The organism is Anoxybacillus sp. TBDG-1 (assembly GCF_054815885.1).
This window is the reverse complement of sequence record NZ_JBTZSY010000031.1, coordinates 17,033-31,634: the sequence shown is the minus strand read 5'-3', so window position 1 is coordinate 31,634 and position 14,602 is coordinate 17,033. Positions and strand designations below refer to the sequence as shown.

Here is a 14,602-nt window from a genome sequence, read left to right as displayed (position 1 = left end):
GTTAAGACACCGCCCTTTCACGGCGGTAACACGGGTTCGAATCCCGTACGGGTCACTAATAGAAAAGGGGTTGCTCCAAAACGTGAATGCGTTTTGGAGCAGCTTTTTTTTCACCCAAAATAGAAGAATCGCTCATTTTCTGGTAGAGTAGAGTCACCACAACAACTACCGCCGAAAAAAAGGAGCGATTCTTTTACGAAGCATCATTATGTTTCTTTTAAAGAGTATACCATGGATAACCTCACGTTGCCGAGAAATATTGCCGATCTCATTCCGTCGGATAATATGGCTCACGTGGTTCACGAAATGGTCGAGCGCATCTCGATGGAGACGTTTCTTCCTTACTATAAAGGCGGTGTCACCTCTTCTTATCATCTTAACACATTGATGCATTGTATTCATCTATAAAGCATAAAAAAAGAAAAAACGCTACTCCACATGAGTAACGTTTTTGTATACTTCCCCGCTTATATGCATTTTATTTTTCCGTTCTAAAAATTTCCTTCCATACTCTCCGTGTTGATGAATAGATAGATGTTCAACTTGAATGGTGACATGGGAGAGATTGTATTGTTTCTTTAACATTTCATTAATTGCTAAAATGACACAAAATGGTTGAATGTGCTCATGAATGAGAACGTGTGCAGTTAAAGAATAATGATCTGTCGAAATGGACCATATATGCAATTCGTGTACATCCTCAACGCCTTCAATAGATAGAATATCGGTTCGGATGCGTTCGATATCAAATTCGTGCGGAACTGCGTCCATTAAAATAAAATACGATTCTCGAACAATTTTTGCTCCACCTATAAAGATAATGCCACCAATGACCATACTAATAAGCGGATCAAATATATATATTCCTGTAAAGTAAATTAAAATAGCTGAAATAATAACACCGATAGAGCTGAGTAGGTCACCAATAAAGTGCCATAACGCGCTTTTTACATTTAAATTTTCTTCTTCTTTCATACTCCGACTTAAAACGACTGTTAATACAAGATTAACGACAAATCCAATTGTTGCGATGGTTAACATGAAGGAAAATTGAATGGTTTCAGGATGAATGAACCGACGAATCCCTTCGATGAAAATCCAAATAGCAATAATGACAAGCGCAAGTCCATTTAAAAATGAGGCGATAATTTCAAATCGTAAATAACCGAATGTAAATTTTTTATTTGGTGGACGAGAAGCTAAATAAATAGCAACCATACTTAGTCCTAATGCGATCACATCGGAAGCCATATGCGCTGAGTCTGATAATAAAGCAAGAGAATTTGATAAAATGCCTCCTACTATCTCTACAATCGTGAAAAAAGTTGTTAATAACAATGTCGTCCAAAGTGCTTTTTTTGACGTTGTCTGTACTTTCATATGCGGTAAATGATGAAAATCGTACATATAAACTCCCCTTATTATTTAAAATAAATATAAAAAAGTATATATAATAATTACTATAAAATATTCTATATAATTATCATTTGATAATCAATCGACAATTTTATGGATGTTCGTATTGATTTTCATTTCATCATATTTAGCATGTGATTTGTTGAACATTGTCGAAAAATATCTTAATTTTCTTACAGGAATTTTATATGACCTAGTGTAATATATTCAGTACGGAATTATTTCTGTACCCTTTGAAGAAAGGAAGGATGAACATTTGCTAACGATGAGTCCAACCAATTTGCAGTTGCATTTATTTCACGAAGGAACGTTTTATAAAAGCTATCACTTATTCGGGGCACATCTTGTGAAACAAGATGGGGGAGTAGAAACACGTTTTTGTGTATGGGCCCCACATGCCAAAAAAGTTCGACTTGTTGGGACGTTTAACGACTGGAACGGGGAGGAGCATGAATTAATAAAAATAAACGACCAAGGAGTATGGATGATTGTTGTCCCAGAAAATTTAGAAAGGCATTTATATAAATACGAAATTACAACAAAAGATGGACGCACTCTTCTTAAAGCAGATCCATATGCTTTTTATGCTGAAGAACGCCCCCACACAGCCTCTATTGTATATCAGTTGGATGGATATAAATGGAATGATCAAGCGTGGCAAAGAAAAAAGAAGCGAAAAACGATTTATGAGCAACCGATGTTTATTTATGAAGTTCATCTCGGTACATGGAAAAAGAAAGAAGACGGGCAATTTTATACATATGCGGAGATGGCAGATGAGTTAATTCCTTATGTTGTCGAACATGGATTTACTCACATTGAACTATTACCCCTTATTGAGCATCCGCTCGATCGCTCATGGGGATATCAAGGAACAGGCTATTATGCCGCGACGAGCCGTTACGGAACGCCCCGTGATCTGATGTATTTCATTGATCGCTGTCATCAGGAAGGAATTGGAGTCATTTTAGATTGGGTGCCTGGGCATTTTTGTAAAGATGCACATGGATTATATATGTTTGATGGTGAGCCGACGTATGAATATATGAATATGCAAGATCGTGAAAATATTGTGTGGGGAACAGCCAACTTTGATTTAGGAAAACCGGAAGTGCATAGCTTTTTAATTTCAAACGCTTTATTTTGGTTAGAGTATTACCATATTGACGGTTTTCGTGTTGATGCGGTTGCAAATATGCTTTATTGGCCAAATAGCGATGTGCTACATCCGAACCCATATGCGATTTCATTTTTAAAAAAATTAAACGAAGTTGTGTTTGCTTTTGATCCCAACGTATTAATGATCGCTGAAGACTCAACGGATTGGCCAAAAGTGACTGCACCGACGTACGATGGAGGTTTAGGATTTAACTACAAATGGAATATGGGCTGGATGAACGATGTATTAAGTTATATGGAAACGAGCGTGAATGAACGGAAACATATGCATCATAAAATGACGTTTTCATTGTTATATGCTTATACGGAAAACTTTATTTTGCCTTTATCCCATGATGAAGTAGTGCACGGAAAAAAATCATTACTAAATAAAATGCCGGGTGATTATTGGGATAAATTTGCTCAACTTCGTCTACTTTACGGATATTTCATGACGCATCCAGGAAAAAAACTATTGTTTATGGGTGGAGAGTTTGGGCAATTTGATGAGTGGAAAGATTTAGAACAGCTCGATTGGATGTTATTAGATTTTGACATGCATCGAAAAATGGGCGATTACGTGAAATCCCTCACGCATTTTTATAAAAAACAAAAAGCATTATATGAATGTGATCACGATCCGAGCGGCTTTGAGTGGATTGATGTAAACAACGCTGAACAAAGTATTTTTTCTTTTATTCGGCGAGGAAAGAAAGAAGAAGATATGTTGATTGTCGTTTGTAATTTTACAAATGTCACATATCACGATTACAAAGTGGGAGTACCCGCCCTTACATCGTATCGAGAAGTGTTCAATAGTGATGATGTCATGTATGGGGGGGCTGGACATATAAACAAAAAGCCGCTTGTCGCATATGAAGAACCATATCACGGAAAACCATATCATATTCGCATGACGATTCCGCCGTATGCTATAACGATTTTACGACCAACAAGAAAAAGAGAAGGGAAGGAAAGCCATGGTACGAAAAAAGTGCGTCGCTATGCTACTCGCAGGGGGACAAGGGAGTAGATTAAGCTCATTAACAAAAAATTTAGCTAAACCAGCTGTTCCGTTTGGTGGAAAATATCGCATTATTGATTTTACATTAAGCAATTGCGCTAATTCCGGCATTGATACCGTTGGGGTGCTCACACAATACCAACCGCTAGAGTTAAATACGTATATTGGAATTGGAAGTGCATGGGACTTGGATCGAAAAAATGGGGGGGTAACCGTTCTTCCTCCGTATGCTGAATCATCAGAAATGAAATGGTACAAGGGAACAGCAAATGCCATTTATCAAAACTTAAACTATTTAAAGCAGTATGATCCAGAGTATGTGCTCATTCTTTCTGGCGATCATATTTACAAAATGAACTATGCGGATATGTTGCAATATCATATTGAGAAAAAGGCGGATGTGACGATTTCTGTTATTGAAGTACCATGGGAAGAAGCGAGTCGCTTTGGAATTATGAACACGAATGAAGATATGGAAATTATAGAGTTTGAAGAAAAACCAGCGCATCCGAAAAACAATTTAGCATCTATGGGCATTTATATTTTTAAATGGTCTATTTTGAAAGAATATTTAGAAATGGATAATCGAAATGATCGCTCGAGCCATGACTTCGGCAAAGATATTATTCCTCTGCTTATTGATGAAAAAAAACGACTGATTGCTTATCCATTTAAAGGGTATTGGAAAGATGTTGGAACAGTAAAAAGTTTATGGGAAGCAAATATGGATTTACTCGCAGATACCCCGGCATTAAATTTGTTTGATCATACGTGGCGCATTTATTCTGTAAATCCAAATGAGCCGCCGCAATATATTGCCCCATATGCACAAGTAAAAGAGTCTTTAGTAAATGAAGGATGCATGGTTGAAGGAAATGTAGAACATTCTGTATTGTTCCAAGGGGTGTACATTTCACAAGGTGCGAAAGTGAAAGATTGTGTTGTTATGCCTAATGTGTTGGTTGGGAAAAATGTATACATTGAAAAAGCGATTGTCCCACCGAACATAGAAATTCCCGACGGAGCATTCATTTGTGCAGACTCATATGATGGGGAAGTCATTCTTGTGACAGAAGAGATTTTGGGACATTTTTCTGAGAGAGAGGATGGGAAAACGTGGGAAAATTAATGCTTGGGGTCATTGATGCCACGACATATACACCAGAAATGAGTGATTTGACGCTTCAACGTTCTATCGCAGCCGTTCCGTTTGCTGGTCGCTATCGGCTAATTGATTTTGTTTTATCAAATATGGTGAACTCAGGTATTGAAAGTGTCGCCATTTTCCCAAAGTATCAATATCGCTCATTAATGGATCATCTTGGTTCGGGTAAAAATTGGGATTTAAACCGAAAACGTGACGGATTATTCTTTTTCCCTTCGCCTGATCTCCCGATTTCTCATATTGGATCGTTTCAACATTTTCAACAGCATATTGACTATTTTTTGCGGAGTACACAAAAGTACGCTCTTATTTGCAACAGTTATACGGTGTGCAATATTGACTATGAGGAAGTATTGAGCCGCCATATTACGAACGATTGCGACATTACTCGTATATGTTATCGTGGAAAGTCGCTTGATATGTTTATTTTAGAAACATCATTGTTGCTTGATTTAATCGCAAACCAGCAAAGAAATCAATATCGCAGTATTGTTGATGTTGTTAATGATCAAACGAATGGATTAACCGTATGCGATTATGAATATGATGGATATGTCGCGGTCATTGATAGTGTCGAACGTTATTTTCATCATAGTTTAGAACTTCTCCAACCAGATGTGTGGAAACAATTGTTTTTAAAAGGGAGACCGATTTATACAAAAGTAAAAGATGAACCACCGACCAAATATACATCGCATGCATCCGTTCGGAATGCAATGATCGCGAACGGATGCGTCATTGAAGGGGAAATTGAAAATAGCATCATTTCAAGAGCTGTAAAAATCGGAAAAGAGACTGTCGTTCAAAACAGTGTCATTATGCAAAAAAGTCAAATTGGGGAGAATTGTCATCTTTCGTATGTAATCGTTGATAAAGATGCGCGGATTGGTGACGGGGTAAAATTAATTGGAACACCAAAAAAACCGATCGTTATTCGAAAAGGAACAATACAAGGAGCGCTGATGAAATCGTGAAAGTATTATTTGTCGTATCAGAATGTGTACCATTCGTAAAAACAGGCGGTTTAGCTGATGTGGCTGGCGCATTACCAAAAGAGTTGAAAAAGCTTGGGACAGATGTGCGTGTTATGTTACCGAAGTATGGGTTGATCCCACAACATATACGCCAAAAAATGAATAAAATTGCTGAACTTGTTGTTCGTGTTGGCTGGAGAAGACAATATTGTGGAATTGAACAATTGGAATATGAAGGAATTACCTATTATTTTGTCGACAATGAGTATTACTTTAAGCGAGATTCATTATATGGACATTACGATGACGGCGAGCGTTTTTCATATTTTTGTCGCGCTGTACTCGATTCCCTCCCCATTATTGATTTTCAACCGAATGTGATTCACTGCCATGACTGGCATACAGGTATGATTCCATTTTTGTTGCGTGAAGAATATGCGAAAAATTCATTTTACGCGCAAATGAAAACGGTATTTACGATTCATAATTTGCAGTTTCAAGGCATTTTTCCACGCGAGATTTTAGGGGATTTGCTAAATTTAAGCGACCGTTATTTTTCGATTGAACATTTAGAGTTTTATGGAAACGTCAGCTTTATGAAAGGGGCGCTTGTATCAGCGCATATGATTACAACAGTCAGTCCAACATACAAAGAGGAAATTCAAACGCCATATTATGGAGAGCGGCTTGACGGGTTATTGCGGGCAAGAAGTTCGCATTTAGTTGGAATTTTAAACGGAATTGACGATGAAATATACAATCCGAAAAAAGATCCGTATATTGCAGTGCCGTACGATGTAACGACAATTGCGCGTAAAAGTATTAACAAACGAGCTCTCCAACAACATTTTTCATTGCCATCAGAAGAAGACGTTCCTGTTATTGCTATTGTGTCGCGGTTAACAAAACAAAAAGGATTAGATTTAGTGAAATGTGTATTCCATGAAATGATAGCAGAAAACATACAGATGATGATCCTTGGGACAGGGGAATGGGAGTTTGAACATTTCTTTCATGAAATGGCGATAACATATCCTGATCGTGTGCGTGTGTATATTGGCTTTTCGGAGCAGCTTGCACATCAAATTTATGCGGGGGCGGACATGTTTTTAATGCCATCTAAATTTGAACCGTGTGGTCTTGGACAAATGATTGCCATGCGTTATGGGGCTGTGCCAATCGTTCGAGAAACGGGCGGATTAAACGATACAGTGCAGTCATTTAACGAATTTACGAAAGAAGGGACAGGGTTCACGTTTGAAAATTTTAATGCGCATGATATGTTATATACCATCCAGCGTGCTCGTTCATTTTATGAACAAAAAGACATATGGGAAACGATTATGAAGCAGGCGATGAGTCACGATTACAGTTGGGCAAAATCGGCATTTAAATACAATCAACTATACGACGAACTAATGGCTGGGAGTGGCATCTATGTTCACGAATAAAGAAGAGTTTAAACAAACGTTTTTGAAACGGTTAGAAATGATGTATGGAAAGCGGTTTTGGGAATCGACTGTCCTTGATCAATACAATACGCTAGGGAATATGATTCGCGAGTATATTAGTAAGCATTGGATTCAAACGAACGAACGATACCGTGCCGAACATAAAAAGCAAGTATATTATTTGTCAATTGAATTTCTGTTAGGGCGTTTGTTAGGTAGTAATTTAATGAATCTCGGTATACGAGAGGTTGTGGAAGAAGGACTGAAAGAGCTAGGCATTGAGTTAGCTCATATTGAAGAAGTAGAAATGGATGCGGGTCTCGGAAACGGAGGACTTGGTCGATTAGCTGCTTGTTTTTTGGATTCCCTTGCTTCTCTCGACTTACCCGGACATGGACAAGGTATTCGATATAAACATGGTTTATTTGATCAAAAAATAGTGAATGGTTATCAAGTCGAGCTCCCAGAACAATGGTTGCGTCATGGGAACGTTTGGGAAGTAAAAAAGGAAGATTTAGCGGTAGAGGTCAATTTTTGGGGGAAAGTGGAATGTTACGAACAAGATGGGCGTTTAACGTTTCGACATTATGATGTGGAAAAAGTGATGGCTGTTCCTTACGATATGCCTGTCATTGGATATGATACGAAGACCGTAAATACGTTACGGTTATGGAGTGCTGAGCCCGCGAGGTTTCCGCTTCATAAACATGTCATGCAGTATAAGCGAGAAACGGAAGCGATTTCTGAATTTTTATATCCTGACGATACGAACGATGAAGGAAAAATTTTAAGACTAAAGCAACAGTATTTTCTTGTTGCTGCAAGCATTGGGAGCATCGTACGCGATTATCGGCAACGGTACGGTCATTTACAACATTTCCATCGGCACGTAGCTATTCATGTGAATGACACACATCCTGTTTTAGCTATTCCCGAGCTGATGCGCATTTTGTTAGATGAGGAAGGAATGGGATGGGACGAAGCGTGGCATATTACGACAAACACGATCTCTTATACAAACCATACCACATTGTCGGAAGCGTTGGAAAAATGGCCAATTTATATTTTTCAACCGCTATTGCCGCGCATTTATATGATTGTGCAAGAAATTAATGAACGGTTTTGTCGCGACTTATGGAATCGATATCCTGGTGATTGGAAAAGAATCGAGGAGATGGCCATTATTGCCCATGGGCTCGTCAAAATGGCTCATTTAGCGATTGTAGGGAGCTATAGTGTGAACGGTGTGGCGAAAATACATTCTGAAATTTTAAAGCATCGTGAAATGAAACTGTTTTACGAATACTTTCCTGAAAAGTTTAACAATAAAACGAACGGCATTACACATCGCCGTTGGTTGTTAAAAGCCAATCCACAGCTTTCTTCTCTTATTACAGAAGCGATTGGAGCGGAATGGATCAAGCAACCAGAGCAGCTGATTCAACTAAAAAAATATGCAACCGATCATGCATTCCAAGAACAATTAGCAAAAGTGAAACATCACCACAAACAGAAGTTGGTCAAATATATTTACGAAAAAACAGGGGTGACTGTAGACGATTCATCGATTTTTGATGTGCAAGTGAAACGATTACACGCCTATAAAAGACAGCTATTAAATGTACTCCATATTATGCATTTATATAACCGATTAAAAGAAGATGAGCATTTCGATATGCATCCACGAACGTTTATTTTTGGCGCTAAAGCATCGCCAGGATATCATTATGCGAAACGGATCATTAAGTTAATTAATTCCGTTGCACAAAAGGTGAATAGCGATGAGCAAATTAACGGACGGTTAAAAGTTATTTTCTTAGAAAATTACCGTGTCTCGTTGGCAGAAAAAATTTTCCCCGCAGCTGATGTAAGTGAGCAAATTTCAACAGCTAGTAAAGAAGCATCGGGAACAGGAAACATGAAATTTATGATGAATGGAGCCGTGACAATTGGGACGCTAGATGGAGCAAATATTGAAATTTTAGAACGTGTCGGTCATGACAATATGTTTATTTTTGGGTTGACGGCAGAAGAAGTGTTGCACTATCATGCAAACGGTGGATATCATTCGTATGAATATTATCATCATGATCAACGGATTCATCAAGTCGTAAATCAACTTGTGAATGGTTTTTTTCCAGATGCGTACGATCATTTTGAACCGATTTACGATTCATTGCTTGCCCACAACGATCAATATTTTGTTTTACGCGATTTTGCATCGTATGCCGATGCCCAACAACGGTTGGGGACGGCGTATGAAAATCGGAGAAAATGGTTAGAAATGAGCGTGACGAATATCGCTTGTTCTGGATATTTCTCAAGCGATCGAACGATTGAAGAATACGCTCACGACATTTGGCATATTCGCTAATACAAAGTTAGTCCTGTAAGCTATGCTCACAGGACTTTCCTTATGAAGTATAAGGATCTTTTTCATATGCAGGAAGGTCGCCGAGCGGAGACATAAGCTGCTCGTCGTCAAGCACTTGTTCATATTGTTCATGTACAATGTTTGGATAAATCGTAATACCTGTCCCGTAAAGGTCTGTCGCTGCAAATGTTTCAAACGGTTCGACGTAACCAATTTGTTCTTCGGCATCGATATACATTCGATCATAATGTACCGTATCTTCTTGAACATCTGAAGGTGTTTCTGATGTACCGAAATGAGCTACCTTTTGCCAGCTATCTTCAGCATCAAATGTTTCTATATCTTCATGAACGACAAATTCACCAAATGGAGGAGACAAAACGCTTTCTTCGATTGGACGCTGTTGTGAAACAACTTGATCAGCACTATGCTGTTTACAAAACATCGTTGTTGGAATGGCCTCAAGACGTTCGAGAGGGATCGCTTCTCCACATATTTGGCAAATTCCGTACGTTCCATTTTCCATCGCTTGTAGCGCACGTTCAATATCATGAAGCTCTCTTTCTGTATGTTCATTTAAAGCAATATCTTTTTCCCGTTCATATAGTTCTGTTCCGCTGTCTGCAGGGTGATTGTCATAGTTTGAAAGCTCCCCAACTGAATCATGAGCAGATGTTCGCGTGAGACCGAAATGGTCATTTTGTTTTAACCGTTGCATAATTTGCCGCTTTTCTTGTAATAGCTGTTCACGCAAATTGGATAAGTTTTGCAATATATAACCCCTCCTTTATATTCAACTATGCATAGTATGGACCAAAAAGAAAAAACCATAGCGCCAAGGCCATGGTTTTTCTTAACAATTATTGCATCCAATAATGAATAAATAGACCGACAACGAGTAAAAATCCAAACTGCGTATTCGTTTGAGCTGTTGCTTTCATTGCTGGCATCATGTCGATCGGTTTTGTTTTTCCAATGAATCCTTTTGTTGCTTGCCATGCTTTTGGAATACTTAAAAATACGAGCAATGTCCATGGCGAAATCGTTTCAGAGAAAACAAGCAATGCAACCCATAAAAATGATGTAACAAACATGCCACCTAATAACGAAATGGCACGTTTTCTACCGAGTAAAATGGCTAACGTTTTTCGACCACTTTTTTTGTCCCCCTCTAAGTCGCGAATGTTATTGGCTAATAAAATAGCGCCGACTAGAATAGAGATGGGAACAGAAACAAAAATAGGCGTCGATGTAATTGTGCCCGTTTGAATAAAAAACGAAATTAAAATAATGGTCAACCCCATGAAAAAACCGGCTGCCAATTCACCAAACGGGGTATATGCGATCGGAACGGGTCCCCCTGTGTAAAAATATCCTGCTGCCATACAAATCGTGCCGATAACAGCGAGCCACCAACTACTATTGAAGCAAATATAAACACCAAGTAGCATAGCAATAGCGAAAAAAAACCAAGCAAGTAGTAAAACCGTTTTTGGAGAGATGCCATCACGGACAATCGCTCCACCGATTCCGACGGATTCAGGTGTATCTAGCCCACGTTTATAGTCGTAATATTCATTAAACATATTTGTCGCCGCTTGGATAAATAATGAAGCTACGAGCATGGCAAAAAATAAAGGGAAGTGAATTGGCGTTTCATCTACTGCAAGCACAGTACCAATGGACACAGGAACGAACGCTGCAGTAAGCGTATGTGGACGCAATAATCGCCACCAAACACGCCAGTCTCGTTTATAATGAACCGTTTGAGTATTTGAACGTACTGGTGTCGGCATACTATTCTTCTCCTTTAAGTAAAATGTCGTTCACAATAAGTTTAGGGAAGTGGGGAAAATGTGTCAATGTCTTGACAATATAAATTGTTTCCTATCTCTAAAAAACAATATTATAATGAAAAAGGGACAAAAAGTTTAAGTATAGGCGTGATAAAAGGTGGTTACTTTATATCAAAACAAAGTTATTGACCAATTGCGTGGTGTATTGGAGAAAAAACAGCATATGGTTAGTGTCACCATAAAAATGGAGCAAATCGACCCGCTTGATTTTTTCGCTGCGGGTGAAACGTTATTTCATGGACAACGTTTTTATTGGTCAGATTGTCTACAAGAACAAACGTTCGTTGGGCTAGGTCATGCGCACGTTATAAGAAGCGAAGAAAAGACGAAAAAGCGATTTCGTGAAGTCGAGCGAGAATGGAAACAAATTGTAGAAGGCGCTTTCATCGAAGGTCAAGGGCCACTGATGTTTGGAGGATTTGCCTTTGACCCGCTAAAACGGTCGGATGAACATTGGAGTGAATATCCTGCTGCCCAATTTGTTGTACCTACATTCTTGTTAACAAAGCAGCGGGATGACACATGGTTAACAGTCAATGTTGTTCATGAATCGCTCAATCAGCTTGAAGAAATGATCGATTCCTTATTCCAGATACGTGATGAGGGGGAATGGCATCGCGCTTACGTCGTCAAAAAAGAAGAAATCGATCGTGACCAATGGATTCGTGCTGTCCATTATGCAACGGATCTCATTCAAAATAAAGCGATTGAAAAGGTCGTTTTAGCACGCGAATTATTTCTTTCTTTTTCCCATCGAGTTGATCGTTCCCATGTGTTACGTGCTTTACGTGAGCAACAACCGATGAGCTACATTTTTGCTTTTGAAAATGGCTCTACTTGCTTCATCGGGGCTTCTCCGGAGCAACTTGTGAGAAAGAACGGGCGCATGTGTGAAACAGCTTGTCTGGCCGGATCGATTCGTCGTGGACGTACAATCAAAGAAGATGAAGGGCTTGGACGTTGGTTACTTCAAGACGATAAAAATCGTCGCGAGCATGCATTTGTTGTCGACATGATTGAACAAGCGATGAATGAAGTATGTACCGAAGTCGTCGTTCCGAGTGAACCGACCCTTTTAAAAATGAGACATATTCAACATTTATATACACCTGTTCGAGCGAAAATAAAGGAAGGTATTTCTATTTTTTCACTTATTGAGCGGCTTCATCCAACCCCTGCGCTCGGGGGATTTCCGAAAGAAAAGGCGGTACAGACGATTCGGGAAATTGAGCCACTTGATCGTGGATGGTACGCCGCTCCAATCGGTTGGATTGATGCGAATGGAAATGGAGAGTTTGCGGTAGCGATTCGTTCTGCATTGCTTGGGGACAATGAGGTACATTTGTTTGCTGGGTGTGGCATTGTTGCCCACTCTGATCCACATAGTGAATACGAGGAAACGAATGTAAAGTTCAAGCCGATGTTATTAGCGTTAGAGGGGGGACGAGAATGAATGAACCGACCGCATATGTTGCTGCATTTGTTAACCAACTAGCTCATATGGGCGTTCAACAAGTTGTGATTAGTCCTGGATCTCGCTCTACCCCTCTTGCAATGGTGATGGCTGAACATCCGATGCTAAATATTCATGTTCATATTGACGAACGTTCTGCGGCTTTTTTTGCGTTAGGTATGGCGAAAGCTTCTGGGAATCCGGTTGCTCTTGTTTGTACGTCAGGAACAGCAGTGGCAAATTATTATCCAGCAATCGTTGAAGCTTATTATGCACGTGTTCCGCTCGTTGTTATTACGGCCGACCGACCTCATGAACTGCGTGATGTCGGAGCACCGCAAGCGATCGATCAACTGCATGTGTACGGTTCATATGTAAAATGGTTCGTAGATATGGCGCTCCCAGAAGGAAACGAGCGGATGCTTCGTTATGCGGAAATGATCGCCGCTCGCGCTGTATCCGTTGCATCGTCTGTTCCAAAAGGACCGGTGCATATTAACGTTCCGTTGCGTGAACCGCTCGTTCCAACGATCAATGAGCCGCTGTTTTCTCCATCTCCTCCAGCTCGCATCGTGTATAAAGGAAACAAACATCTTTGTGAAGAAATGATTGACGAGTTGTGTGCGGAGCTGAGCGATGTCGAAAAAGGGGTCATTATATGTGGAGATTTGCATATCGAAGGTTTTTCTGACGCGGTTGTGAAGTTAGCAGAAGCATTGCAATATCCTATTTTAGCAGATCCTCTTTCCCCATTGCGGACAGGTACACATGAGAAACAAGCTATTATTGAATCGTATGATGCGATGTTAAAAAATGAGACGTTTGCGAATCAATTTGTTCCGGACGTCGTTATTCGCTTCGGAGCGATGCCTATATCCAAATCGCTTTATCTCTGGTTGCAGCATCATAAACAAGTGAAACAAATCGTTGTCGATGAAGCGGGGCAATGGCGAGATCCAACATTGTCGCTTCAAGTACTCATAGAAGCGAATGAAGTTCAATTTTGTTATGATTTAGCTAAACGTGCTTCAAATTCCCTTCGTTCGCCGCAATGGATGAACCAGTGGCAATACATGAATGAACGTGCAAAACAAATTTTGTTGAAAGCAGAAGAAGAAACGGATATGTTTGAAGGGAAAGTATTTATTGAGCTCGCTCAGCTATTACCAGATGAAGCAACGCTTTACGTTGGCAATAGCATGCCCGTTCGTGATGCCGACACGTTTTTTATGTCCTCAAATAAACGTATTCGTTTATTAGCAAATCGTGGAGCAAACGGAATTGACGGAGTTGTATCAAGCGCTCTTGGGGCAAGTTGCGTTGCTCAACCACTTGTGTTAGTTATCGGTGACTTGTCATTTTATCACGATTTAAATGGTTTGCTGGCAGCAAAATTACAAAAGCTGCATGCGACCATCATCGTACTAAACAATAACGGTGGGGGTATTTTTTCGTTCTTGCCACAAGCGAATGAACCAAAGCATTTTGAACGATTGTTTGGTACGCCGACCGATCTATCGTTTGAGCATGCCGTAAATATGTATGATGGACATTATGAAAAAGTAGAAACGTGGGAGCAATTTCGTTGTGCGGTGATAGATGCTCTAGCTCGACCAACATTAAACGTGATTGAAGTTCCGATATCACGTGAATATAATGTCAAAATTCATCGGAAATTGTGGGAAGATGTTTCCCAGGAAATGTCCAACTTGTTGAATAAAGGGGAATAAG

The 14,602-nt window shown here is 39.6% G+C and carries 11 protein-coding genes; 8 read left to right on the top strand and 3 right to left on the bottom strand.

Translation table 11 applies throughout. The features are described from left to right. Positions 1-231: 231 nt before the first annotated feature. The gene (locus tag ACYQY7_RS10160) at positions 232-408 is read left to right on the top strand and encodes a hypothetical protein (RefSeq protein ID WP_461201923.1); all 177 of its coding nucleotides are present in this window, start codon (positions 232-234) and stop codon (positions 406-408) included. A 21-nt stretch (positions 409-429) separates the two neighbouring features. Here the strand turns inward: ACYQY7_RS10160 and ACYQY7_RS10155 are convergent, their stop codons facing one another. Continuing rightward, positions 430-1,407 (bottom strand): cation diffusion facilitator family transporter, encoded by a 978-nt coding sequence (locus ACYQY7_RS10155; RefSeq protein WP_461201922.1) that lies wholly within the window; start codon positions 1,405-1,407, stop codon positions 430-432. A gap of 274 nt (positions 1,408-1,681) precedes the next feature. On the opposite strand from ACYQY7_RS10155, the gene glgB reads away from it, so the two are divergent. The 5 genes from glgB to ACYQY7_RS10130 are packed head-to-tail and all read left to right on the top strand — an operon-like array spanning position 1,682 to position 9,562. Beyond that, positions 1,682-3,607: a 1,4-alpha-glucan branching enzyme gene (gene glgB / locus ACYQY7_RS10150; protein ID WP_461201924.1), complete on the top strand. Its 1,926-nt coding sequence runs from the start codon at positions 1,682-1,684 to the stop codon at positions 3,605-3,607. Then, positions 3,555-4,727: a glucose-1-phosphate adenylyltransferase gene (locus tag ACYQY7_RS10145; protein ID WP_461201921.1), complete on the top strand. Its 1,173-nt coding sequence runs from the start codon at positions 3,555-3,557 to the stop codon at positions 4,725-4,727. The genes glgB and ACYQY7_RS10145 overlap by 53 nt, the downstream gene beginning before the upstream one ends. Next, positions 4,715-5,737: a GlgC family sugar phosphate nucleotidyltransferase gene (locus ACYQY7_RS10140; RefSeq protein ID WP_461201920.1), complete on the top strand. Its 1,023-nt coding sequence runs from the start codon at positions 4,715-4,717 to the stop codon at positions 5,735-5,737. The genes ACYQY7_RS10145 and ACYQY7_RS10140 overlap by 13 nt, the downstream gene beginning before the upstream one ends. Continuing rightward, complete coding sequence (glgA, locus tag ACYQY7_RS10135; RefSeq protein WP_461201919.1) at positions 5,734-7,188, top strand: glycogen synthase GlgA; 1,455 nt, start codon at positions 5,734-5,736, stop codon at positions 7,186-7,188. The genes ACYQY7_RS10140 and glgA overlap by 4 nt, the downstream gene beginning before the upstream one ends. Beyond that, a complete protein-coding gene (locus tag ACYQY7_RS10130) occupies positions 7,175-9,562 on the top strand; it encodes a glycogen/starch/alpha-glucan phosphorylase (protein WP_461201918.1) in 2,388 nt (795 codons plus the stop codon). Before glgA ends, ACYQY7_RS10130 begins: the two co-directional genes overlap by 14 nt. Positions 9,563-9,602: 40 nt before the next feature. Here the strand turns inward: ACYQY7_RS10130 and ACYQY7_RS10125 are convergent, their stop codons facing one another. Both ACYQY7_RS10125 and ACYQY7_RS10120 read right to left on the bottom strand, forming a co-directional pair. Further along, positions 9,603-10,334 carry a yteA family sporulation protein gene (locus ACYQY7_RS10125; RefSeq protein WP_461201917.1) on the bottom strand — a complete coding sequence of 244 codons (732 nt, stop codon included), beginning with the start codon at positions 10,332-10,334 and terminating at the stop codon, positions 9,603-9,605. An 88-nt stretch (positions 10,335-10,422) separates the two neighbouring features. Further along, positions 10,423-11,358 carry a 1,4-dihydroxy-2-naphthoate polyprenyltransferase gene (locus ACYQY7_RS10120; protein WP_461201916.1) on the bottom strand — a complete coding sequence of 312 codons (936 nt, stop codon included), beginning with the start codon at positions 11,356-11,358 and terminating at the stop codon, positions 10,423-10,425. Between the two features lie 157 nt (positions 11,359-11,515). Here ACYQY7_RS10120 and ACYQY7_RS10115 point away from each other — a divergent pair, with 157 nt between their 5' ends. Together ACYQY7_RS10115 and menD are read left to right on the top strand one after the other, a co-directional pair. After that, positions 11,516-12,871: an isochorismate synthase gene (locus ACYQY7_RS10115; protein WP_461201915.1), complete on the top strand. Its 1,356-nt coding sequence runs from the start codon at positions 11,516-11,518 to the stop codon at positions 12,869-12,871. Beyond that, the gene (gene menD, locus ACYQY7_RS10110) at positions 12,868-14,601 is read left to right on the top strand and encodes a 2-succinyl-5-enolpyruvyl-6-hydroxy-3-cyclohexene-1-carboxylic-acid synthase (protein WP_461201914.1); all 1,734 of its coding nucleotides are present in this window, start codon (positions 12,868-12,870) and stop codon (positions 14,599-14,601) included. Before ACYQY7_RS10115 ends, menD begins: the two co-directional genes overlap by 4 nt. Position 14,602: the final 1 nt, after the last annotated feature.